This is a genomic window from Gracilibacillus xinjiangensis (genome assembly GCF_042651765.1).
Lineage (GTDB): Bacteria > Bacillota > Bacilli > Bacillales > Amphibacillaceae > Gracilibacillus > Gracilibacillus xinjiangensis.
The window spans coordinates 106,362-131,110 of sequence record NZ_JBHSDT010000001.1 but is presented as its reverse complement, the minus strand read 5'-3'; the positions used below and the strand labels follow the sequence as shown (position 1 = coordinate 131,110).

Below are 24,749 nucleotides of genomic sequence, written 5' to 3'. Positions count from 1 at the left end.
ATTGAAATATAGAGAAATTATCGAAAAGATGACTTTAGAAGAAAAAGCATCCTTAATGTCAGGTAAAGATTTCTGGCAAACACAAGATATAGAGCGTTTAGGGGTTAATAATATCTTCCTTGCAGATGGGCCGCATGGAATTAGAAAGCAGGCTGAAGCAGCAGACCACCTTGGGCTGAATGAAAGTATCCCTGCGACATGTTTTCCAACGGCAGCAACAGTAGCCAATAGCTGGAATACTGAATTAGGTGAGAAAATTGGCCAATATCTAGGTGAAGAAGCTGTAGCACAAAAAGTAAATGTCTTGCTTGGACCTGGTATAAATATGAAGCGTGATCCATTGTGTGGTCGTAATTTTGAATATTTTAGTGAAGATCCTTATCATGCCGGGAAAATGGCTGCAGGTTATATTAAAGGAATCCAGTCACACGGAATCTCTGCTTGTGTAAAGCACTTTGCTGCTAATAATCAAGAGGAAAGACGTATGTCGATTGATACAATTGTTGATGAGAGAACATTGAGAGAAATTTATTTAACAGCTTTTGAGATAGCGATTAAAGAAGGGCAAACAAAAACAGTGATGTCTTCTTACAACATGCTTAATGGTGCCTATACAAATGAAAATCTTCATTTAATGAGAGAGATTTTACGTGATGAATGGAAGTTCGACGGCGTTGTTGTGACTGACTGGGGTGGCAGTAATGACCGAGTTGCAGGATTGATTGCGGGTAATGAACTGGAGATGCCAACAACTGCAGGAGAAACGAATAAAGAAATAGTAGAAGCTGTGAAAAGCGGTCAAATTAATGAAGAAGTACTTGATGAATGTGTGGATCGATTATTAGATTTAATATTCACAACAGAGGAAGTTTTTGAGAAACCATATAAAAAAGAGTTTGATATAGAAGAACACCATAGTGTAGCACAGCAAGTTGCAGAGGAATCTATTGTTCTGCTAAAAAATGAAGATAATATTTTACCATTGAAAAAAGGCAAGAAAGTAGCAACGATTGGGGATTTTGCGAAAGAAGCCAGGTATCAAGGTGCAGGTTCTTCTATCGTTAACCCAACAATGCTTGATAGTACACTAGATAGTCTGGAACTATCAGGTTTAGAGAACATTGGATTCGAACCTGGTTTTGAACGTTACGGGAAAAGAAATCGAAACAAATTAGAGAAAGCTTGTGCTCTTGCAAAAGAAGCAGATGTTGTTCTTTTGTATATAGGATTAGACGAAGTAACGGAAGCAGAAGGTCTTGACCGTCAAAATATGAAGATTCCAGAAAACCAGATTGAATTATTAGAGGCAGTCTCAAAAGTGAATCAAAATATTGTTGTTGTCTTATCATGTGGGTCTGCTGTTGAGATGCCTTGGATTGATAATGTGAAAGGTTTAGTTCACGGTTATTTAAGTGGTCAGGCTGGAGCAAAGGCAATTCTTCGTGTATTAACTGGTGAAGTTAATCCATCAGGGAAACTGGCAGAAACATATCCATTTAAATATGAAGATACTCCGGCATACCACAACTTTCCTGGAAAAGAAGTGAGTGTAGAGTACCGTGAATCAATGTTTATCGGCTATCGATATTATGATACTGCAAATGTAAATGTTTTATTCCCATTTGGTTTTGGGCTTAGTTATACATCGTTTGAGTATTCCGATATAAGTGTTCACAAAGATAAAGTGACTTTCTCTATTACAAATACCGGAGATGTTGCTGGAAGGGAAGCTGCACAGCTTTATGTTTCCTGTCAATCTGACGCTATCTTTAGACCGGAGAAAGAATTAAAAGGATTTAAAAAAGTATTTTTAAATGCTGGTGAAACGAAAACAATATCAATTCCATTTGATGACAAAACATTCCGTTATTTTAATGTAAAAACAAATAAATGGGAAATTGAAGAAGCAACCTATACGATCATGATTGGGGCTTCAAGTACAGATATTCGATTAACAGATGCTCTGTTCGTTGAAGGGACAAATGCTCCCATTCCGTATGATAAAACTGTGCTACCTTCGTACTACACCGGCAAAGTTAATCATGTAGCAGTGGATGAATTTGAGCAGCTACTTGGTCGTAAAGTTCCTGTATCAACATGGGATCGAACGAAACCTTTAGGCTATAATGATACAATTGCACAGTGCAAATATGCAAAAGGAGCAGTAGCCAGGTTTGCTTATCATTTAATTAACTTTGCCCATAGCTTCTTGAAGAAAATAGGGAAAAGAGAAACAGCTAACTTAATCATGATGTCCGTCTATCATATGCCATTTAGAGGAATTGCTAGAATGACTGGTGGTATAGTAAACATGCCAATGCTGGATGGTCTGCTTATGATCGTAAATGGTCAATTCTTTAAAGGATTACGTCATTTCCTAAGGGAAAGAAGAAAGATGCTAAGGGTCGCAAAAAGTACGAATTAGTAGTGACAAATGCGACAAAGGAGAGGTAAAATTGAGTAATGAAAAAGAAACAAAATTAGCAACAGGTCCATTGGGATTCTGGGCGAGATATAAAGAAAAGCATCCAAATACTGCCCAATTTTTAGTGTTCTTTTTATTAAGTAATGGAATCACAGTCCTTCAACTTGTGTTAATGCCAGTTTTTAAGAGTATTTTTGCACAAACATCATTAGTAAGTACTAATTTTCAAATAATGCAGTTTGGTCAGAATTTTGATGGCAGTCCGTATTATGTTTTTGATTATGCAGCGGGGGCACTTTCTTCAGGTGGCGGTGGCGGACTGGCCTACTTCCTTGCTGTTCAAATTACAATAGCTATTGCACAAATTATCAACTTCTTTGCACAAAGAAGTATAACATTCAAATCAAACAGTAATATTTGGGTGGCAGCATTTTGGTATTTAGTTGCATATATTGTTATTACAATTGGTGCAGCAGCAGCACAAGGGTTCTATAAAGCGCCAATATATGATTTATTAATGAATACATGGGGTCTTGGTTCCGTTGGTGAAACAACAGCAGATGTTATCACCATGATAATTAATAGTGCGATTTCTTTCTGGGTGTTCTATCCAATCTTTAAGATTATTTTCAAACAAGAGCCAGAAAAACAGGCAGAGTAAAGGTAGTGTAAAACATGAAGTTATTATCAATAGTTATCCCTTGTTATAATTCACAAGATTATATGAGATATTGTATTGAATCACTGTTACCGGGAGGAGAATCTGTAGAAATACTGATTGTGAACGATGGTTCTGTTGATCAGACAGCAGACATTGCAGATGAGTATGCAGCAAAGTACCCCACAATTGTTAAAGCGATCCACCAAAAAAATGGAGGACATGGCGAAGCGGTTAATGCAGGTATTCGTAATGCCACAGCGAGATATTTTAAAGTAGTGGATAGTGATGATTGGGTCGATATAAGAGCATATATGAAAATACTATCAGAATTGAAAAACTTAGTATCAGAAAACAATATAGTAGATTTGGTCATCAGTAATTTTGTCTATGAAAAAGATGGAGCAAAATATAAAAAGGTTATGAGATATGAGAATGCACTTCCTGAAGAAACAGTTTTTACATGGGATGATGTAAAGAGTTTTCGTAAGGGACAATATATATTAATGCATTCAGTCATCTATCGGACTCAATTATTAACAGATTGCGGATTAACACTTCCGAAGCATACCTTTTATGTAGATAATTTATATATATACACCCCATTAGAGTATGTAAAAAGTCTCTATTATATAAATGTTGATTTTTATCGGTATTTCATTGGAAGAGAAGACCAATCAGTTCAAGAAGATATAATGATAAAGAGAATAGATCAGCAAATTAAAGTAAACAAACTTATGATCAACCAGGTTAATCTGGAGAATATTGAGAATGACAACCTGAGAGATTATATGCTAAGGCATTTAGAGATTGTAACTGTGGTTTCTGCAATACTCTTGATAAGATCAGGGACAATTGAAAACTTGCAAAAGAAGAAAGAATTGCTAAAATTCGTGAAAAGGAATAATTTGCAGTTATATCATAGTTTGAAATTTGGAATAATGGGCAGATTAATCAACTTACCAGGAAGAGCAGGAAGAAGAATTTCTGTTGGAGCATACAAAATTTCCCAAAGATTAGTTGGATTTAATTAAGAAGAAAAAGCAGGAATCTTTTAGGTTTCTGCTTTTTCTTTTGTAATAACAGTAGAAATTAGAAAAATTATGATAATATATTGATAGAAGTAAAGCGCTGTACTAAGTATTAGAAAATAGAGTCTTTCTGTAGTAGAATACAGGTGAAGTACTTATCGATAAATAACTATTTACTGTTGGAATAACAAATACATAAACGAGGAATTATGATGAAATATGGAGAACTAATTGCAGAAATGACGTTAGAAGAGAAAGCATCCTTAATGTCTGGGAAAGATTTTTGGCAAACTCAAGACATTGAGCGTCTTGGGATTAACAGTATATTTCTGGCAGATGGCCCTCATGGAATTAGAAGGCAAGCAGTTGCTTCCAATAAGATGGGCCTTAATCAAGGTGTTCCGGCAACCTGCTATCCGACTGCTGCAACAGTTGCTAACAGCTGGAATGCAGAACTTGGCGAGAAAGTTGGGGAGTATCTTGGGGAGGAAGCTGTTTCACAAAAGGTTCATGTTTTATTAGGTCCTGGCGTGAATATGAAAAGAAATCCTTTATGTGGAAGAAACTTCGAATACTTTAGTGAGGATCCCTATCTTGCCGGAAAAATGGCTGCAGGGTATATTAGAGGAATTCAAGCACATGGGGTATCGGCATGTGTTAAGCACTTTGCAGTAAATAACCAGGAAGAGAAAAGAATGACAATTGATACAATTGTTGATGAACGAACGTTAAGAGAAATATATTTAACAGCATTTGAAATTGCCGTTAAAGAAGGAAATACGAAGTCTATTATGTCATCATATAATAAGTTAAATGGTACATATACAAATGAAAATAAGCATTTAATGCAAGACATCTTAAGAAGGGAATGGGGCTACACAGGCACCGTAATTACCGATTGGGGTGGCAGCAATGATCGTTTGCAAGGTTTATTAGCGGGAAATGAATTAGAAATGCCGACAACTTCAGGAGAAACAGATCGGGAAATCATTGCTGCAATAAAAAAAGGTGAAATAGATGAGGCTATTCTGGACGAATCAGTTGATCGATTACTGGATTTGGTTTTTTCTACTGAATCCGCTATAGATCGCAGTAAAACCGAATTCGATATGGAAAAGCATCATCGTGTATCGCAGAAAGTGGCAGAAGAGTCTATTGTTTTGCTGAAGAATGATGATGATATTCTCCCATTGAAATTCGGGAAAAAAGTAGCAGTAATCGGCGACTTTGCTCAAAATGCCCGTTATCAAGGTGCAGGTTCTTCGCTTGTTAATCCAACAATACTAGATCATACAATGGATAGTTTTGAAGAATCAGGCATCTTAAGTATAGGATATGAACCTGGTTTTGAAAGATATGGAAAGAGAAATCAACAAATGATTGATAGGGCGTGTATTTTAGCTAAAAAGGCCGATGTCGTGCTATTGTATATTGGCTTAGATGAAGTGACAGAAGCAGAAGGATTAGACCGAAAAGATATGAAGATTCCTGAAAATCAGGTTGATTTATTACATGCGATACATGAAGTGAATCCCAACATTATTGCTATCATTTCTTGTGGGTCTGCAGTAGAGATGCCTTGGATCGATAAAGTTAAAGGCTTATTGCACAGCTATTTAGGTGGACAAGCAGGAGCAAGAGCTATACTGAGAGTATTATCAGGTGATGTAAATCCTTCTGGAAAATTAGCTGAAACATATCCACTAAAATATGAAGATACTCCATCTTACCGCCATTTCCCTGGCAGGGAAGCGACAGTTGAATATAGAGAAGGATTATTCATTGGTTATCGTTATTATGATACAGCAGATATAAATGTATTATTTCCTTTCGGATATGGTCTTAGCTATACAACATTTGAATACTCGGACATAAATATTGATCGGCAGGGTGTAAGTTTCCGTTTAACCAATACTGGATCAAAAGCGGGTATGGAAGTAGCACAACTCTATGTCGGATGCAGGTCTGATAAGATATTTCGGCCAAGTAAAGAACTTAAGGGTTTTACGAAAGTATTGATCAATGCAGGTGAATCGAAGACTATCCAAATACCATTTGATGATAAAACATTCCGATATTTTAATGTAGCAACAAACCAGTGGGAGAAAGAAAGTGCAGAGTATAAAATTATGATAGGGTCATCAAGTGCGGATATCCGATTAACAGATACTATTTATATAGAAGGTACAGATGCACAGCTCCCATATGATAAAGAGAAGTTGCATTCATACTATACTGGGAAAGTAAACAATGTTTCAAAAGATGAATTTGAACAATTAATTGGCAGAGAACTGCCTGACCCGTCATGGGATCGGGACAAGCCTTTAGGATACAATGATACAATCGCACAATGTCAGTATGCAAAAGGCCTTTTTGGCAGAATTGCTTATCATACGATTGTGTTTACACATCACTTTTTATGGAAAATCGGAAAAAGAAGTACAGCAAATATTATAATGATGTCTATTTTAAACTTACCGTTTAGAGGAATTGCCAGAATGACTGGTGGAATTGTGAATATGCCGATGCTTGATGGCATACTAATGATGGTGAACGGACACTTTTTTAAAGGTCTGTGGCATACTGTAAAAGAAAAAGTAAAACTGCAGAAGATTCATAAAGTAGTGAAAACAAAAGGAAGTCAGTAATATTTGTAAAAACCTAACTATCTGTTATTTATTAATAGATGGTTAGGTTTTTAACTGAGTATAGGAAAAGAGCCAGTGTTTCTTAATGGGTAAACCTCACCAAAACTAATAAGGCTAAAAATTAACAAAGAGAAGAGGCAATTTTAAATGACTGATAAAAGACATTTAAGATTTACTGCATTTACTCGGATTTCTATTGTTTTTATTTTTGCGAATATGATTTGGATTTTTATTAATTTGTTGAATACCTATGTTAGTGATGGAGAATATGACCGGTTTTCTCATTTTATGATGGGGCTTTCCATTACAACCCTCACCATACTTTTATTGGTTATTAGCTGTAGAATTGAGAATTCATCATGGTTTGAGTTAGGAATGGCAAATTTCAAATCAAATCTTTATGCATTTTTGTTCGGTCTCATTATCTGGCTTCTTCCCGCTTCAATTGGAACATTAATATTGGTCTCTCTAAATATGATCGAGATTGCGGTTATATCCAGTTGGAAAGAAATTTTTATTCATTGTTTCATATTAAGTTTTACTGTATTTTTGATAGAGGCATTGCCAGAAGAATTGATCTTTAGAGGATATATTTTCTCAAAACTTCAAAAGATGTTTAAGAACAATCTTGTTATATTATTGCAGATGTTATTGTTTACCATCTTCGGATTTATAATCGGCTCCATTTATTCTGTAGAACAGTTTTTGTTTATTCCTGGATTTGCATTTATTCTAGGATATTTCAGAGCAAAGGCACAGAATATCTGGTTGCCGATAGGGTTTCACTTAGCGATAATGACTGTAACACAATTACTGAATACAATCCATAAGCATCTAGAAGTAGATAATTTCTTTACTCTTCAGTTTGCTGCATTTATATTATTGCCGAGTACGACGGGCGCAATTTTATTGAATATGGAATGGATAAAGAGAAGAATCTTGCCACTAGTCAATAGTTGATGTAAAATAAAGGAAAATTATTAGTGGGGTGGATCAATGAACCGAATAGTGATTATTTTTTTAAAGCTGGGATTGGTTAGTGTAGGATTGACTATATTGGGGTTGAGCATTTTCGCATTGCCAAAGCTTGCAAGTTATTCAGTGACAATGTATCCAGAATATTCCCATTTGCAATACCCGGTTTTATTTGGAATATATTTAACAACACTTCCGTTTTTTTATGCCATAATTCAATCATGGCAACTGTTAAATAACGTTTCGAACGATCGGTCTTTCTCTTCGGCAAGCATTCGTTCCTTAGTAAAGATAAAATATTGTGCATTATTAATTATTGCTATCTATACTGTTGGCATGGCAGTTCTCTTAGCATATAATGCTTTACACCCAGGCATTGCTTTGGTCGGTATCGCGATTATATTTACAACATTAATCATCGTTTCTTTGACTATATTGTTTAAAGGATTGGTAGTAAACTCAAAAGAAATGAGTTCACTGTTAAAATAAAAAGCGACTGACCATGAGACTTTTAACAACAAAAACCGAACTAAGTTCGAATGGATTAATTTATTCGAAATAGTTCGGTTTTTTTATGTGATGTAAAACATACCCTGTTTGTTTTATCCCACTCTTTTATTCCTTGGAATTAATTTTGGATATACTTATTAAAAATTTCCCCAAAGTCTTTTTGGGTATTTTCGTTATAAGTTGTATGTAACCAGTCAAAAGCAAATTTCGTTGCTTTTTCAAATTCATTAGAGATAGTTCCATCATGGAATCTGTTATCTGTAAATAAAGACTTAGATAAATCCAGGCCTTCTCTAGCATAATCTTTTATTCTCTCGTTCTCATCTTGGATATGAGAGATGGCAACTAGTGATTTATATAAGTCAGCAATTGCTTCTCCTTCCCGTTTATCAATGTCTACAGAAATTGATTGACCACCAATCGTGAATTTTATTTCTAAATCTAAGTCAATTGTTCCAGCAGTTTCAATAGATACATTTTTAATTGGAAACCGATAATAATCATAGCGGAAAATATTACGCTTACTGCTGGTCGCTTTCTCCCCATCTAAATGGATGAATGCCCGGTTGGTAAAACAATACTCATCTGATTTAGATTTGATAAGAAAATGAATTTTTTCTCCGTCTTCATGTAAAACATAGTCATCTGACTCTGTTTTATCAAAATCATCTGCGCTAATAATCTTCCCAATGTCACTTAAGCCTAGAGCATCGCTGGCAATTTTTTTAAACATAAGATGAATCCTCCTTTAATTATGTATCCTAATAATTCCATTTTAGCTTAAATCGATGCTTTTAGATATATATTATCCATAAAATATAAGCAATAAAGCCTGTTTCTGAATTTGTACAATGCTATGAATTTTTTTTTATTTAGTCACATAGTATTAAACATACATTCTGAAGGGGGTATGTTTAATGAAAAAGAGAAATTGGTTAGTACTTCTTCTATCGGTTTTGATTATGTCCGCAATATTAATTGCTTGTGGTGAATCAGACAGCAGTTCAGAGAATAGTGGTGAAACAGAAGAGGAAACGGAGACAACAGAATCTGCAGAGACGGATACAGAGGAAGAGACTGCAGGTAATGAAGAAGTTGAAGAGGAAGGAACAGGAGAAAGTACGATTGAATTTCTAAGTATGTTAACTGGTGGAACAAGTGGAACCTATTATCCACTAGGTGGGGAAATGGCATCGATCATATCAGATGCAACTGGAGTACAAACAGATGCACTGTCATCCAATGCGTCAGCAGATAATGTGGTGGCACTTCAAAATGGTGAAGCTGAATTGGCTTTTGTTCAGACAGACGTAATGGATAATGCCGTTCAAGGTATTAATGCATTTGATGGGAATCCTGTAGATAATGTTCAGGCGATAGGTTCACTATATCCTGAAACGATTCAAATCGTTACAAAAAAGGACGCAGGAATTACTTCTGTCGAAGATTTAGCTGGGAAAAAAGTTTCTGTAGGTGCACCAGGTTCTGGAACCTATATTAACGCAGAACAAATTTTAGAAATACATGATATGTCGATGGATGATATCGAGGCACAAAATCTTGATTTCAGTGAATCGACTGGAGGAATTCAAGATGGCAACATCGATGCTGCGTTTATTACATCAGGTACACCAACAGGGGCTGTAGAAGGATTAGCTGCAACTGTTGATGTAGCAATTGTTCCGATTGAGGAAGATAAGATAGATGCATTAATCGAACAATATCCTTTCTATGCTAAAGATACAATTGCTGCAGGTACTTATGGTCTGGAAGAGGATGTCATAACAGTCGCAGTATTGGCAATGTTAGCTGTTACCGATAATATACCAGAAGATCTTGGATATGAAATGACAAAGGCGATTTACGAAAATGCGGAACCAATGGCACATGACAAGTCTTCTTATATCACAATAGATTCAGCTTTGGATGGGATCGGAATAGAACTCCATCCAGGCGCGAAAAAATACTTCGATGAGCAAGGAGTAACACAAGAATAATAGTAATATCAAAATGGTCGACTGTTTAAATATAACAGTCGACCATTTCATAACCAATAGCGAAGGATATCCAATAATCTTATAAAGAAGGTTAATAATGTGTCCATGAGATATATAAGTTTTAGTTGTGTCTGTTGCGTCACTATTATTGCTTTGTTCATATTTCTTGTTCCTGTCAATACAGCATTGGTTTTTTATAAAGAAAACACAGATAAAATAGAAGCATTTCTGCCGTTAGAAAAAGGGGATAAGTTTGAACTTGTATTTACCCACTCCATTCATTTAACTGATGTGATCGAGAAATATGAGATTACCAATGAATTAAGTATCAAACAGAATGAGATCGTTTATGAACATTTCGGGATTGGAATGCCTTCCAATGCAAGTGCTGGAGAAGAATTCACCATGGAAGAAGGCAAATATCATATTAAAAATCTAAATAATATTTTTCCATCAATTAACATAAGGAATGGGAAAACTGTTTCAAAGAACCGCTTAATTTGGGGAGAAGAAGGCGAGCATTTAGTCTGGTTTAACCAATATTTCGAACAAGGTGCATGGTTGAAAATAAAGGTAGAAAAACTAACGTTATGCAAATATTTAAGAGGGGTGATGATAGATGGAGAAGGAAAGTGAAACAAATACAATCTCAGCAGACAGGAAGCAAGAGTTATTAGAGAAATATGATACGGAATCAAATAATAGGAATTTAACGGGAATAATAGCTAAAGTTGTTGTCCTGACACTAATTGTGTTCTCAATGTTTCAAATATATACAGGTATATTTGGACAATACACAGCATATATCCAGCGTACAGTCCATTTAGGTTTCGCACTAGTGTTAATTTTTACTTTATTCCCTTCCATTAAGAAAAAGCGAACAGCTACTGTTCCTTGGTATGATTATATATTGATTGTTTTAGCAATTGCTGTTTGCGCATATTGGCCATTATTCTATCAAACACTTGTGCAGAAGATAGGCGGGATTGATAATATACAGATGGCTATAGGCGGAATTGCTATTCTACTTGTACTAGAGGCATCTAGAAGAGCGGTTGGTTTACCAATAACGATAATTGCGATCACTTTCTTGTTATATGCATTACTTGGTCCATATATGCCTGGTATGCTTGCACATAGGGGGTTAAGTTTTAATCAGTTAATTGATTCGATGTTCTTTACAACAGAAGGTATTTTAGGAACACCATTACAAGTCTCTTCTACTTATATTTTTTTATTTTTGTTATTTGGGGCATTTCTTGTACAAACTGGGGTAGGTCAATATTTTAATGACTTGGCATTAGCGATAGCAGGTAAAAGAACAGGAGGGCCTGCAAAAGTTGCTATATTTTCGAGTGCTTTAAATGGAACAATTTCTGGCAGCTCAGTTGCGAATACAGTGACAACAGGCTCTTACACCATTCCAATGATGAAAAAACTCGGCTATCATAAAAACTTTGCCGGAGCAGTGGAAGCAACTGCATCCACTGGTGGACAGCTGATGCCTCCTATAATGGGTGCAGCGGCCTTTTTAATGATTGAGTTTGCTGGAGAAAGTTACTGGAACATTGCAAAAGCTGCGATTATCCCGGCAATATTGTATTTTGCAGGGATTTGGATTATGACCCATTTAGAGGCAAAAAGAATAGGGATGCATGGATTAAAAAAAGAAGCACTTCCAGATAGAAAGGAAGTTTGGAAGAAAATCCATTTATTATTTCCTATTTTGGCAATAGTCCTCTTCTTATTTCAAGGAATGAGTGTCGAAAGAGCTGCTTTATACGGGATCTTGGCAACAATTATTGTTAGTTTGTTTAGAAAAGATACGAGAATTACACCAAAAAAAATATTTCTTGCATTACAACAAGGTGCTAAGACTGCTTTAGGTGTAGCTGCAGCAACCGCATGTGCTGGAATTATAGTTGGTGTTGTCACAAAAACAGGTCTTGGTTTAAAACTCGGTAATAGTCTTGTAGATATTGCTGGCTCCTTATCATTTTCTGTTTCCTCCCAACTACTTTTAACACTATTTTTTACAATGATCGCGTCAATTATATTGGGAATGGGATCGCCAACTACCGCTAACTATATCATTACATCTACGATAGCACTTCCGGCAATATTAGCTTTAAACAGTAGCTTAGACGTGGCTATCCCTGTATTAGCTGCCCATATGTTTGTATTTTATTTTGGTATTTTAGCGGATATTACCCCGCCTGTTGCGTTAGCGGCCTTTGCCGCAACAGGCATTTCAGGTGGTGAACCAATAAGAACAGGAGTTAATGCAGCGAAACTGGCAATTGCTGCCTTTATTATCCCATATATGTTTGTTCTAAATCCGACGTTATTAATGATTGATGCAAGTTACTTAGCGATAGGCTGGTCCTTAATGACCGCATTACTAGGTATGATGGTCATTGGAGCATGTATGATTGGTTTCTGGTACCGCAAGCTTCATTGGTTTGAACGGGTCATTACATTAGTTGTAGGCTTATTTCTAATGTATCCGGAAGGAATATCTGATATAGTAGGGTTAGTTGCATTTATCATACTTTTTGCTGTTCAACTTATCACAAAGAAAATAGTAAAATCTTAAATAGACAGAGTAGGTGATGTTATTTTAATCACCTGCTTTTTTGAAACAAATCTTTATTCAGAATCGTATGTTTGATATGAAGACTAAATATAATTATTCAGACAGAAAAAGAGGTACATAGAATGAACAATACACAATTAAAAAATTCGAATAAAGTGTACCAGAAAGCAGAAATCCAGGCCAGAGTTTACTTTCACGCATTACTAAATGTCATCAAATCACGAAAGGTTTTCCCAACTTTAGAAAAAAATTTGGAAGAGCTGGTGGGGAAACCACTCATTTCCAGAATTTTAACTGCACCAGCAAAATCTGTAAAGAATAAAGAATACTCCTCCTATATCCACTGGCTGGTTAAAACTGGTTCTTTAACCAGCTACTTGGACCGAAGTATTTCTTATATTTATTTGCGCGATTTAGGTAAATCATTAGATTCTGATGAAACGAGAGATAGGATAAACCATGTAGTCAAAGATCTGGAAAAATATTTGACTAAGACGAATAAGGAGCCATTTCGCTTAGTTGAACTGTATCGCTGGGCCCAAAAAGAACAGATTGAAGCAACTTTCATCTGGTTAATGGATAAATTAAAAATGGTTTCCGACCATATTCCTGAGGGTATGGACCAAGATAATGCCAAACGTAAGCTTATTAAAATAATTGCAGGGGTATTGCTTCACGAATTCGAAGAGATGGAAGAAAGTATTTCAAGTAATGAAAGGGCAAAACGATTAGATGAGGCTATTCGTCTTGGTTATTGTTATGGCTTAACATACCCATTCATCGATGACCTATTGGATGCCGACGTTTTAACAGATCATGAGAAAAAGCAATATTCTCAACTATTACGTACAACTTTTACTCAGAGAGAAGTAGCAGAATGGGAAGAATGGGCAGGGGAAAATGAGGAACTGATTCGTTTTGTTCATCAAGAGTTGGGAGAAGCATTTTCCTTTATCAATGAACGAATATCGAAAGAGGTGAAGGAAAAGTTCTTTGATCAGGTATTTATTTTTTACCAATCGCAAGAGATTGACAGAGAGAAAAACTTATCAGACCCCAACTTTACAAATGAAGAGCTCTATCTGCCAGTAATTTTAAAGTCTTCTTCCTCGCGACTACTTGTCCGATCTTTAATAGGTAATTCGGATATTGAAATCGATAATCGAACATTTTATTATGGGCTTTATAATCAATTGTCTGATGACTTTACTGATTTATTCCAAGACTATGAAAGCGGCGCAGTTACACCATACACTTATTATCTAGCTTATCATAATGATAGGAATGATTTGATTAATCCGTTTGAGCTTTATTGGGCGGTTATCTATTATTTAATTCACCATGTTTATCAATCAGATAAGAAAACTGCTCAAATTATTTTAAATCGTGCAATAAATGGATTAAAACGAAATAAAGAGAGATTAGGTGAAGGGAAATATCATCAGTTAATGAATGTATTTGCAAGGAATATGGATTCATTCCACCAATCTATTTTACAACTGATGAATAAAATAAACGATGTCGATTTTTTTGATAAGCTATTACGTGATAACATGTTAAATACGATGAAGAAAGAACGTAAAGAGAAGAAGACTTTCTTAAATCATTCCAAAACAATTAGAAATGAGCTAAACAAACGGCTGCGGATTGGCAGGAGCTACGGATTAGATGAGCCAATTACTGAAGCTGCGAATTACAGTTTAGCAAGTGATGCAAAAAGATTACGTCCTATTGTTGCCTCCATGATTGCAACAGATATATATCAACTAGACCAAGTTACCATTATTCCACTTTTAAAATCATTAGAATATATGCATACTGCCTCACTGATTTTTGATGATTTACCATCACAGGATAATGCTTCAATAAGACGAGGAAAACCAACACTGCATGAGGCATACAATAGTGCTACAGCAGAATTGACAGGTTTGTTCCTTACTCAAAAGGCATATGAGGAACAAGCAACCTTAGATCAATTTGATACAAAAACTGTCCTGGAGCTTATTCAATATTCGGCAAAAATGACTGCCGAAATGTGTAAGGGACAGGCGATTGACCTGGAATCGAAAGGGAAGAAACTGACACTTCCTGAGCTGAATCAAATGTGTTATTTTAAAACAGGGATTGGATTTGAAGCGGCAATTATGATGCCAATGATTCTTGCCCAAGCACCAGATAAAGAAAAAGAATTGATGAAAAAATATGCCTATCATGCAGGAATTGCTTTTCAAATAAAAGATGACTTGTTAGATGTAGAAGGAAAAAAAGATATTATTGGTAAGCCGATCGGAAATGATGAAGACAATGATAGCTCCACATTTGTTTCTGTTTTAGGGAAAACCGAAGCAAAAAAAGCAATGTGGGAACATTATTGTGAAGCACAAGAAAGTTTAAATGGAATGCCTGAAAGTGCAAATTTTCTAAGGCATTTACTCGATTATTTTATTAATCGAGAGAAATAATCTATTCCTGATTAAAGCGTTTGTAAATGTAAATAAACGGAAGCACCAAATTGCTAAACAATTTGGTGCTTTTTTTCAAATGTTCTTTCCTGCGCTGGGTAATTCACCTTATTATGCGGAATTTAAAAGAACTTCAGTTGGCGCGAACTATTTTTTTCGAAGTAATAAAAAGATAAAATAGGGTGCACCAATTAATGCTGTGATAATTCCAGCTGAAATATCTTCTGAATCTAAAAGATTTCGACCAAGTGTATCTGCTATCAATAACAATAACCCGCCTATTAATATAGCAATTGGAATAAAAAGGTGGTTTCTTGGACCAACGAGCGATTTAGCAATATGTGGAGCCATTAAACCAATAAATGCGATCCCCCCTGTTACAGAAACTGCTGCCGCAGCTAATGCGACTGCAGAGATTAATAAAACGATTCTTTCCTTTTCCACTTGGACACCAACACCAACAGCAACAGGTTCACTAAACGCTAACAAGTCTAACTTACCAGCTTTATATAAAGTAAATGGAATCAGGATAATGAGCCATGGTAATAAAGCAACAATAAATGGCCAATCTGTACCCCAGATAGATCCGGCCAGCCATTTAGAGATAAAATTTACTTTTTCATCCTCTGCTGAGGAAATAACTACGACCATTCCTCCTGAACAAGCCATCGAAAAACCAACACCAACAAGGACCAGTTTGATTGGCTGGATTCCCATTCCTTTTGTATAGGAAAAGATATAAATAAGAAAAGCGATGAAGATTGCACTTATAAAAGCAACAATTGGAAGGGCATATATAAAGGTCTCTGCTTTGATTGGGAAATATAAAAAGAATATAGATATACCAATACCAGCACCTGCGTTAATACCAATAATCCCAGGATCGGCTAAATCATTTCGCGTAATACTTTGAAGTATTGCACCAGATAATGCTAATGCCATTCCGGCAAATATGGTTAGTAAAACTCGCGGCAATCGCAAGGAGAATAGAACCATTTCTTCTTTCAAGGTTCCTGATCCGAGTATTGTTGGTACGATCCGATCAAAAGAAACGGAAGAACTGCCTAATCCTAGACTGAAAATAGCTGCTGCCAAAATCAAAAGGATTAAAAAAATGATAATAACACGCTGTCTAAACACTTTATTCATAATCAAGCTTGCTTCGCTCCTTTTCTAACAATAATTAGAAAGAAGGGTAATCCAATTATTGAGATAATTGCTGCTACAGAGGTTTCATATGGGGCATTAATTGTTCGACCGACTGTTTCAGCTAATACGAGAAATATTGGACCGATAACCATGGACATAGGGATAATATTTCTATAATCAGCCCCAACAATTGCACGGACGATATGAGGAATCATTAAACCGACAAAGGCTAAGTTTCCTACTAATGCAACAGATGCTCCTGCAAGAATAATAATAAGTAAGAAAAGTATTGCTTTAATAAAAACGATATTTTGCCCTAGCCCAATTGCTACATCCTCATTCATACTTAATAAGGAGAGCTGTCTAGCAAGCAATAAAGAGAGGACTAAACTTAACGCAATAAACGGTATAACCACTTGTAACTGCGCCCAGTTGGTACCAATAAAACCTCCGGCAGTCCACATTGATACATCTTTTGAAATTTTAAAATAAATACCGATTCCATCTGCAATCGCATAGAGAAAAGCAGAAACAGCTGACCCTGCAAGTACAATTCTTAAAGCCGAAAATCCACTTTGGCTTAGAGTTCCTATGCCAATAACCAATAAAGTTCCGATTGATGCACCAATAAAGCATGCGACCATGATCGAGAAATAATTGGCAGATGGAGCGAATGCCATTGTTAAGGCAAGTGCCAAATTGGCACCAGCGGATACACCAAGTAAACCCGGATCTGCTAATGGATTACGAGTCACACCTTGCATAATCGCACCAGATACTGCTAAAGCAGCCCCAACAAAAATGGTACCAATAACTCTTGGAAAGCGGATTTCCTGAAGCATTATGGTAGTATCAGATGTACTGGAAGAAGTGATAGCAACCCATACATCATATAGGGAAGTGTCAGCAGCACCAAATCTCAACGCGATAAGGCAAGCGAGAAATAACAAAATTAAACTGGATATTAATTTGTAAGTGAAGTATTTTGCGCTTATCATATTATCAACGTCTTTCCTCTTTTATTAATTAAGAGCAGGCGGGCTATATAATGCCCGTCCTTCTACTTATTTTATTTTCCTAAAAAGCTCTCAATAAAAAAATCTAATTGATTATCTAGTGTAATTGGATCATTGAAATAAAATGTTTCTGCATCTGCTACAAATACGTGACCGTTTTGAACAGCTGGAATATTCCTGAAAGTATCTGTTTCCATAAATGATGATTCTTTTTCTTCTGTTTTACTAATCACCAAGTAATTACCAACGTATTCAGGGAGTACTTCTAAAGATAAGGTATAGTACCCATCTTCTAATGCTGCTTCTTTCACACTCTCCGGCATGTTAAGCCCCATTGCTTGGTAGAGAACTTCAGTACCCCGTCCCCAGTTATCTCCAAAAACATATAACTCCTTATCGAAATTCTCAATAACTGTAACGGTTGCATCCTCGCCAATTTCGGCTTTTATTTCTTCACCAGCTTTTTGTGCACGTGCCTTAAAATCATCTATCCATTGTTGTGCCTCTTCTTCTTTATTTAAAACTTTGCCAATTTCTAAATGACGATTTAAATAGTCTAAATTTCCGTAAGTGTACGTAACAGTTGGAGCTATTTCACTAAGTTTGTCATAGTTTTTAATGGTACTCTGACCAATAATTAAGTCTGGTTCTAATTCGATAATTTTTTCTAAATCTTCATCAGATACGACTTCTACTCCTTCCAGATCGAAGTCCGGATTATCCTTCGCCCAAGAATCAACACCAACTAGAGGAACATCTAATGATAGGACGTCACCTGCAAATCCTCCTGTCAAAACAATGACACGTTGTGGGTTAGCTGGTACTTCTATTGGGCCATTTTCTGATTCATAAGTGATCGTCTTACTTTCATTGTTATTACCTTCTGGATGTTCCCCTTGAGCGTTATTATTTGGCTTTTCGGCACTTGTACTATTTTCATTCCCACATGCAGCAATCATAAATAAAGGAATAATAAAAACAATCCATAATAATTTTTTCATCCTATGTAAAACTCCTTTTTAAATTTTTAATTGATATTGATTATCAATTTCGTTTATAATGATAATGGTTATCATTATCGATTGTCAATATATTTATGAAAAATAGATGGAGGGATTACTGTGCATTATGAAGAATGTTTTGACGTTACCATAATAGGAGGAGGCCCCGCTGGTTTGTATTCAGCTTTTTATAGCGGGTTAAGAGAAATGAAAACTAAAATAATCGAGTTTCAACCTGAATTAGGTGGTAAAATTCACGTATACCCGGAAAAAATGATCTGGGATGTAGGTGGATTGCTGCCTGTTCCTGGTCAACAGTTAATCGAGCAATTAACTGAACAAGGATTAACGTTCCAGCCAGAAGTTGTATTAAATGAAAAGGCAGAATCAATTGAGAAACGAGAAGATGGTATTTTTTTATTAAAAGGAAGCTCAGGTAAAGTCCATTACTCAAAAACAGTAATTGTCGCAACAGGCAGCGGTATCCTAAAACCTCAAAAATTAAAAATTGAGGGTGCAGAACGATTTGAGTTGACTAATTTGCATTATACGTTACAGTCATTTAAGGAATTCAAAGATAAAATTGTAATAATATCAGGTGGCCGTGATTCAGCGATTGATATTGCTAATGAGTTAGAACCAATAGCGAAAAAAGTGTATCTTACATACCGCCGGGAGAATTTAATGGGACATGAAGCACAAATAACTCAACTATTAAGTAGTTCGATTAAGTGTTTTTCTCAAACAACCATTACAAAATTAATCTCTACACAACTCAAAGATAAAATTAACCAAGTAGAATTAACCAATAGTCAAACAGGTGAGGTATTTCAAGTCACAGTTGATGAAGTAATAATTAGCCATGGTTTCGACAGGGATTCCTCCTTAATAGAAAATAGTAAACTATCCATTGAACTTATCGATGATTTTTATATTGCTGGTAATAGTATGTCAGTATCTTCTGTCGAAGGATTATATGCTGCCGGTGATAAATTGAAATATGATGGAAAAGTTCATCTAATATTAGGAGCATTTCAAGATGCAGCAAATGCAGTAAATAGTGCAAAGAAATATTTGGAACCAGAAGCAAACGATTGGGCAATGGTCTCTTCACATAACGATATATTCAAAGAAAAGAACAAACAATTAGTGGAAAAATTATTGAAATAAACAGATACTTAGCTAGTGTATCTGTTTTTTTGTTACACTGAAGAATAAGAAATCAACGCATATGTTTACCTTTTATATAAAATAATACACGTAAGGTCACAAATTTTAACTAGAGAGGAAGAGAACATGTCTAAAGCAGGATTTAACCTTGAAAGTAGTTATACCTCTTTACCGGAACGATTCTATACAAGAACGGAACCAACACCAGTTAGTGGTCCCAACCTGCGAGTTTTTAATGAAGAGTTAGCAGGGAACTTGGGTTTAAGTAAGGATGAATTAAAAAAAGAAAGCAATATTGGAATATTTTCAGGTAATATGACGCCAGACAATGGGATACCAATTGCTCAAGCATATGCTGGTCATCAGTTCGGACATTTTACAATGCTTGGTGACGGAAGAGCGATATTACTTGGTGAACATATAACGTCAAGTGGAGAGACATTTGATATTCAATTAAAGGGTGCAGGAATAACTCCATACTCAAGAGGTGGTGATGGAAGAGCGACTCTTGGACCAATGCTCAGAGAATACATTATCAGTGAAGCGATGCATGCATTGGACATACCTACTACTAGAAGTTTAGCAGTCGTTACAACGGGAGAAAGTATTATGCGTGAAACAGAATTGCCAGGGGCCATCTTAACAAGAGTAGCATCTAGTCATATACGATTTGGAACATTTCAATATGCGGCGAGTTTTGGGGAGGATGGGGATATACAGAAATTAGCGGATTACACGATTAAACGACATTACCCAGAACTCGCTCAAATGGATAATCCTTATTTAGCTCTGTTGCATGAAGTTGTTAAAAGACATGGTACTCTTATTGCTAAATGGCAATTAGTAGGTTTTATCCATGGTGTGATGAATACAGATAATATGACATTAAGTGGCGAGACAATTGATTATGGACCTTGTGCATTTATGGATGAGTATGATCCCGCCACAGTATTTAGCTCGATTGACAGGCAAGGGAGATATGCGTACGGAAATCAACCAAATATTGGTGGTTGGAATCTGGCTAGATTTGCAGAAAGTCTGTTACCTTTATTAGCGGAAGATTATGAGAAAGCAATAGAGTTAGCACAAGATGCCATAGCAAAATTCCCTGATCATTTCCATACACAATGGATTCAGGGGATGCGGGCCAAGCTTGGTATTTTTAATGAGGAAAGTACAGATGAAGTCTTAATAAAAGAATTACTTGAGTTAATGCAACAATATGAAGCAGACTTTACCAATACCTTTAAAGCTTTAACTTTCGATGATATGGATCGTATGGTTATGTTCCATACAGAACCATTTCTACAATGGAAAGATAAATGGCAGAAAAGGTTAGAACGTCAGCAGGAATCCTTAAGCCAAACTGTTGAATTAATGAAAAATAGCAATCCTGCCGTTATTCCAAGAAACCATCGTGTGGAAGAAGCGATAGATGCAGCAGTAAGTAATGACGATTATACTGCCTTAAATGATTTGCTTCACGTACTCTCGAAACCATTTGCACATAGCAGAGATCAATTAGAGTTTGCCTCCTTACCGCCCAAGTCACAAAGACCACAGCAAACATTTTGCGGGACATGATAACACCAAATATTAAATCAAAGAAGAGATGTGCATAACAATCTCTTTTGAAACATTTACTAAACGAAAAACTCAAGTGAATTCATTGCACTTGAGTTTTTTGTGTTCTTCATTTTATTACCAATACACGGGATAGCTTGGATATGGCGGATATAGAAATGGATACAATAATAGATTGCTTAATAAGCCTAATGGATATCTGTATGGATAATAACGGCGATAGTATCTGCGTGGATATCCGTAACCATATTGGCGTTCAGACGAATCCATTTCGATATTTTCCGGTATTAGCATTGTGACACTATCCTGGTCCACGTTTTGAATAATTCCTTCAACCTTTTCTCCGTTCGACAACTCTCCAACTACATAAAAGTTTTGGTATTGTTCACATAACTTTTTCATATGGCTTCCTTGATTAGTATTTTGATGATACATTCGTATCCCTCCCCCGGTTTTAGGTTATTCACCTAGTGAATGGAATGTGACAATCTAAATAGTAATATTAAAATTATTAACAGGTTGTTAGTTTTGTTAGTTAGATTTATATATATTGTTTAATTATTGTAAATATTGTCAAATGAAGCGAAAAATATGATTAAATGTGTATAGTCTTAGTAAGGAGGTTGTCAAATTGGAACATGTTGAAATGAAGGATCTTGAAAAGTCCTATGATAATCAAAAAAATGTATTAAATGGGATAAATCTGTCGATCGAAGAAGGAGAATTTTTTGTTTTGGTTGGCCCTTCTGGATCAGGGAAAAGTACACTGTTAAGAATGATTGCAGGGCTGGAAGAAATAACAGGTGGAATATTGAAAATTAATGATAAAGTGGTTAATCATTTAAGACCAAAAGATCGAAACTTATCAATGGTTTTCCAAAATTATGCATTATACCCGCATTTAACTGTGGAACAAAATATATTGTTCGGTTTAACTGCAAAAAAGATAGATAAGAAGGAACAACAAAAACGTTTAATCGAAACTGCTGATATGATGGGCTTGACAGAGTTATTAAAACGTAAGCCAAAACAGCTTTCAGGTGGTCAGAGACAGCGTGTCGCACTAGCAAGGTCTGTTGTTAGTCAAGCGCCATTATGCTTGATGGACGAACCATTATCTAATTTAGATGCAAAATTACGAGCACATATGCGGATTGAGATTAGAAGACTGCAAAAGAAGTTAGGACTGACAATGATCTATGTAACGCATGACCAAGTTGAGGCAATGACCATGGGGGATCGGATCATGGTTTTAAATGACGGAAGGATACAACAGGTTGGTGACCCAATCACTCTGTACAACGAGCCGGCCAATTTATTTGTTGCTTCTTTTATAGGTTCCCCGAAAATTAATTTAGGTCAGGCAAAAATAAAAGACCATCAATTGGTTATTGAAGAATCAATACATATTCCGATAACTACTGCTGACATTGGAAATATTATTCAAAAAGATAATTTAACCATTGGAATTAGAGCAGAACATATCGTTCATGGAGAAGAAGATAAGAAAACACATGATTTAGAAGTAATCAATGTTGAACATTTAGGGAATGAAACATTGTTAACTTTCGAAATAGGGAAAGAGTTGTGGACAGCTAAATGGCTAGGTCAGTGGAAAGTTCAAGTTGGTGATAAAGTTCCTGTAAATATATCTGTTGAGCATATGAGTTTTTATGATACTAAAACAACGGAATTGATTAAACCAGCAAGTAATGTCGCAAATGAGCAAGAGGTTGTTGCGATATGAACGATGTAGCATATCAGGTAGAAAAAGATTATACTGGTGAATTTATTAAAGCGAAAAAAGTACAAAGAATTAAGTCCTTTTTTAAAGGTGTCTTATTTTTATTACCATCCATCATTTTATTTAGTGTTTTTCTGTTTTATCCGCTGTTTAAAACGCTTTATTTAAGCTTTTTTTTAACTGACAGCAGTGGAGCAACAACAGTGTTTGTTGGATTAGATAATTTTAAAGCTATATTCACTTCCCCGTTATTTGTGAAAAGCTTAGAGGTAACCTTTTTATTTGTTCTCTATACTGTACCAGGAACTGTTATTGTAAGTCTATTTCTAGCAGTTCTTGCAAATGAAAAACTAAAGGGTATCGGTTTATTTCGAACGATTTTCTCTTCAACAATGGGAATCTCTGTTGCGGCAGCATCTGTATTCTGGATGTTCTTGTTTCACCCGACGATTGGATGGCTGAATCAAATATTAGATGTATTTGGAATTGAGGCAATTGGGTGGCTAACTGATCCGGATTGGGCACTATTTTCAGTCTCTGTCTCAACAATATGGATGAATATCGGCTTCACCTTCTTAATTTTGTTAGGAGGATTACAATCAATTGATTCTTACTTATATGAAAGTGCGGATATTGATGGTGCCAGCTATTTCTATAAATTACGAAGAATTACCATTCCGATGCTTTCACCAACATTGTTTTTCGTTATTACAGTATCTTTCATCAATGCATTTCAAACATTTGGGCAGGTCGACATGTTAACACGTGGTGGACCGCAAAATGAGACAAATGTGATTGTTTACTCCATCTATCAAGAAGCATTTATGAATTATCAGCATGGTGCTGCCAGTGCCCAGGCAATTATACTATTTATCATTATTTTATTGCTGACACTAGTGCAGTTTAAACTTGGTGAAAGGAAGGTTCATTACCAATGACAGTACCGACACACCAGAAAATTGTTTTCTATTTACTTTTGATAGTATCTGCTGTAGTAATCTTCGCACCGGCTATCATAGCATTCTCAATGAGTTTTATGTCAAATCAAGACATTATGACAGGTAAGATTATTCCTACTTCCTTTACTTTAGATAATTATGTACAAGTATTTGATCGATTTCCATTATTTAATTTCTTATTAAATAGTTTAATAGTTTCTGTTGTTATCATGATTGGTCAGTTAGTTTTATCAAGTCTAGCAGCATATGCTTTTGTATTTTTGGAATTTAAAGGTAGAGATTTATTGTTCTTTGTCTTTATTGCAACAATGATGGTGCCCTTTGAAGCATCAATCATTCCAAACTTTCAGACGATTCGCGATATGGGTTGGATTAACACTTATACAGGGTTGACATTGCCTTTCTTCGCAATGGCATTTGGTACATTTCTGCTAAGGCAAAGCTTTAAACAAATACCAAAAGAGTTAAAAGAAGCAAGTGAAATTGCAGGTATTGGCGATTTGAAATTCTATTTAACGGTTGTACTCCCGATGGCAAAGACGAGCCTCCTTACGCTAGGTGTTTATGGATTCTTAACGTCATGGAACATGTATTTATGGCCACTGCTTTCAACAACAGATGATACAACACGTACCGTACAGATTGGTTTGCGCCAACTGCAGTCCCAGGAACAACTAAATGAATGGGGGGTCATTATGGCAGGAGCGATCATAGTAGTTTTACCTACACTGATACTTCTGTTCCTAGGGCAAAAAAAGCTTCAAAAGGGACTAGCAGAAGGTGCACTAAAATAAATAAACAAAAAAAGTTAAAAGGAGTGTTTA

General features: G+C 35.8%; 20 protein-coding genes. 15 read left to right on the top strand and 5 right to left on the bottom strand.

Annotated elements, in window-relative coordinates; genetic code table 11:
- Position 1 precedes the first annotated feature (1 nt).
- The 6 genes from ACFOY7_RS00610 to ACFOY7_RS00585 all read left to right on the top strand — a co-directional run bounded on the left by ACFOY7_RS00610 (position 2) and on the right by ACFOY7_RS00585 (position 8,226).
- Positions 2–2,425 (top strand): beta-glucosidase, encoded by a 2,424-nt coding sequence (locus ACFOY7_RS00610; protein ID WP_390248710.1) that lies wholly within the window; start codon positions 2–4, stop codon positions 2,423–2,425.
- Between the two features lie 31 nt (positions 2,426–2,456).
- A complete protein-coding gene (locus ACFOY7_RS00605) occupies positions 2,457–3,086 on the top strand; it encodes a hypothetical protein (RefSeq protein ID WP_390248337.1) in 630 nt (209 codons plus the stop codon).
- Positions 3,087–3,100: 14 nt separating this feature from the next.
- On the top strand, positions 3,101–4,117 hold the full coding sequence (locus tag ACFOY7_RS00600; protein ID WP_390248335.1) for a glycosyltransferase family 2 protein: 1,017 nt from the start codon (positions 3,101–3,103) through the stop codon (positions 4,115–4,117).
- 209 nt (positions 4,118–4,326) lie between these two features.
- A complete protein-coding gene (locus tag ACFOY7_RS00595; RefSeq protein WP_390248333.1) occupies positions 4,327–6,762 on the top strand; it encodes a beta-glucosidase family protein in 2,436 nt (811 codons plus the stop codon).
- A gap of 147 nt (positions 6,763–6,909) precedes the next feature.
- Positions 6,910–7,722 carry a CPBP family intramembrane glutamic endopeptidase gene (locus tag ACFOY7_RS00590; RefSeq protein WP_390248331.1) on the top strand — a complete coding sequence of 271 codons (813 nt, stop codon included), beginning with the start codon at positions 6,910–6,912 and terminating at the stop codon, positions 7,720–7,722.
- A gap of 36 nt (positions 7,723–7,758) precedes the next feature.
- Positions 7,759–8,226 carry a DUF2975 domain-containing protein gene (locus ACFOY7_RS00585; protein WP_390248329.1) on the top strand — a complete coding sequence of 156 codons (468 nt, stop codon included), beginning with the start codon at positions 7,759–7,761 and terminating at the stop codon, positions 8,224–8,226.
- Positions 8,227–8,365: 139 nt separating this feature from the next.
- Here the strand turns inward: ACFOY7_RS00585 and ACFOY7_RS00580 are convergent, their stop codons facing one another.
- Positions 8,366–8,980 carry a PH domain-containing protein gene (locus ACFOY7_RS00580; protein ID WP_390248327.1) on the bottom strand — a complete coding sequence of 205 codons (615 nt, stop codon included), beginning with the start codon at positions 8,978–8,980 and terminating at the stop codon, positions 8,366–8,368.
- A gap of 184 nt (positions 8,981–9,164) precedes the next feature.
- Here ACFOY7_RS00580 and ACFOY7_RS00575 point away from each other — a divergent pair, with 184 nt between their 5' ends.
- The 4 genes from ACFOY7_RS00575 (at position 9,165) to ACFOY7_RS00560 (ending at position 15,302) form a co-directional block, all read left to right on the top strand.
- The gene (locus tag ACFOY7_RS00575) at positions 9,165–10,244 is read left to right on the top strand and encodes a TAXI family TRAP transporter solute-binding subunit (RefSeq protein WP_390248325.1); all 1,080 of its coding nucleotides are present in this window, start codon (positions 9,165–9,167) and stop codon (positions 10,242–10,244) included.
- A gap of 105 nt (positions 10,245–10,349) precedes the next feature.
- Entirely contained in the window at positions 10,350–10,880 is a 531-nt protein-coding gene (locus tag ACFOY7_RS00570) for a DUF1850 domain-containing protein (RefSeq protein WP_390248708.1), read from the top strand.
- Positions 10,864–12,840: a TRAP transporter permease gene (locus ACFOY7_RS00565; protein WP_390248323.1), complete on the top strand. Its 1,977-nt coding sequence runs from the start codon at positions 10,864–10,866 to the stop codon at positions 12,838–12,840. Before ACFOY7_RS00570 ends, ACFOY7_RS00565 begins: the two co-directional genes overlap by 17 nt.
- A 122-nt stretch (positions 12,841–12,962) precedes the next feature.
- Positions 12,963–15,302 carry a polyprenyl synthetase family protein gene (locus tag ACFOY7_RS00560; RefSeq protein ID WP_390248321.1) on the top strand — a complete coding sequence of 780 codons (2,340 nt, stop codon included), beginning with the start codon at positions 12,963–12,965 and terminating at the stop codon, positions 15,300–15,302.
- A gap of 147 nt (positions 15,303–15,449) precedes the next feature.
- Here ACFOY7_RS00560 and ACFOY7_RS00555 read toward each other — a convergent pair whose 3' ends face one another.
- The 3 genes from ACFOY7_RS00555 to ACFOY7_RS00545 all read right to left on the bottom strand — a co-directional run bounded on the left by ACFOY7_RS00555 (position 15,450) and on the right by ACFOY7_RS00545 (position 18,468).
- Complete coding sequence (locus ACFOY7_RS00555; RefSeq protein WP_390248319.1) at positions 15,450–16,451, bottom strand: FecCD family ABC transporter permease; 1,002 nt, start codon at positions 16,449–16,451, stop codon at positions 15,450–15,452.
- Positions 16,452–16,453: 2 nt separating this feature from the next.
- Complete coding sequence (locus tag ACFOY7_RS00550) at positions 16,454–17,449, bottom strand: FecCD family ABC transporter permease (RefSeq protein WP_390248317.1); 996 nt, start codon at positions 17,447–17,449, stop codon at positions 16,454–16,456.
- A gap of 71 nt (positions 17,450–17,520) precedes the next feature.
- Positions 17,521–18,468 carry an iron-hydroxamate ABC transporter substrate-binding protein gene (locus tag ACFOY7_RS00545; RefSeq protein WP_390248315.1) on the bottom strand — a complete coding sequence of 316 codons (948 nt, stop codon included), beginning with the start codon at positions 18,466–18,468 and terminating at the stop codon, positions 17,521–17,523.
- A 120-nt stretch (positions 18,469–18,588) separates the two neighbouring features.
- Here ACFOY7_RS00545 and ACFOY7_RS00540 point away from each other — a divergent pair, with 120 nt between their 5' ends.
- Positions 18,589–19,638 (top strand): NAD(P)/FAD-dependent oxidoreductase, encoded by a 1,050-nt coding sequence (locus ACFOY7_RS00540; protein ID WP_390248313.1) that lies wholly within the window; start codon positions 18,589–18,591, stop codon positions 19,636–19,638.
- Positions 19,639–19,764: 126 nt separating this feature from the next.
- Positions 19,765–21,222 (top strand): protein adenylyltransferase SelO, encoded by a 1,458-nt coding sequence (locus tag ACFOY7_RS00535; RefSeq protein WP_390248311.1) that lies wholly within the window; start codon positions 19,765–19,767, stop codon positions 21,220–21,222.
- Between the two features lie 117 nt (positions 21,223–21,339).
- Here ACFOY7_RS00535 and ACFOY7_RS00530 read toward each other — a convergent pair whose 3' ends face one another.
- A complete protein-coding gene (locus tag ACFOY7_RS00530; RefSeq protein WP_390248309.1) occupies positions 21,340–21,657 on the bottom strand; it encodes a hypothetical protein in 318 nt (105 codons plus the stop codon).
- Positions 21,658–21,853: 196 nt separating this feature from the next.
- On the opposite strand from ACFOY7_RS00530, the gene ACFOY7_RS00525 reads away from it, so the two are divergent.
- From ACFOY7_RS00525 to ACFOY7_RS00515, 3 genes are read left to right on the top strand one after another with little or no spacing between them, the layout of a single operon-like run.
- A complete protein-coding gene (locus ACFOY7_RS00525; protein WP_390248307.1) occupies positions 21,854–22,969 on the top strand; it encodes an ABC transporter ATP-binding protein in 1,116 nt (371 codons plus the stop codon).
- A complete protein-coding gene (locus tag ACFOY7_RS00520) occupies positions 22,966–23,904 on the top strand; it encodes a carbohydrate ABC transporter permease (protein WP_390248305.1) in 939 nt (312 codons plus the stop codon). The genes ACFOY7_RS00525 and ACFOY7_RS00520 overlap by 4 nt, the downstream gene beginning before the upstream one ends.
- Positions 23,901–24,719 (top strand): carbohydrate ABC transporter permease, encoded by an 819-nt coding sequence (locus tag ACFOY7_RS00515; RefSeq protein WP_390248303.1) that lies wholly within the window; start codon positions 23,901–23,903, stop codon positions 24,717–24,719. Before ACFOY7_RS00520 ends, ACFOY7_RS00515 begins: the two co-directional genes overlap by 4 nt.
- Positions 24,720–24,749: the final 30 nt, after the last annotated feature.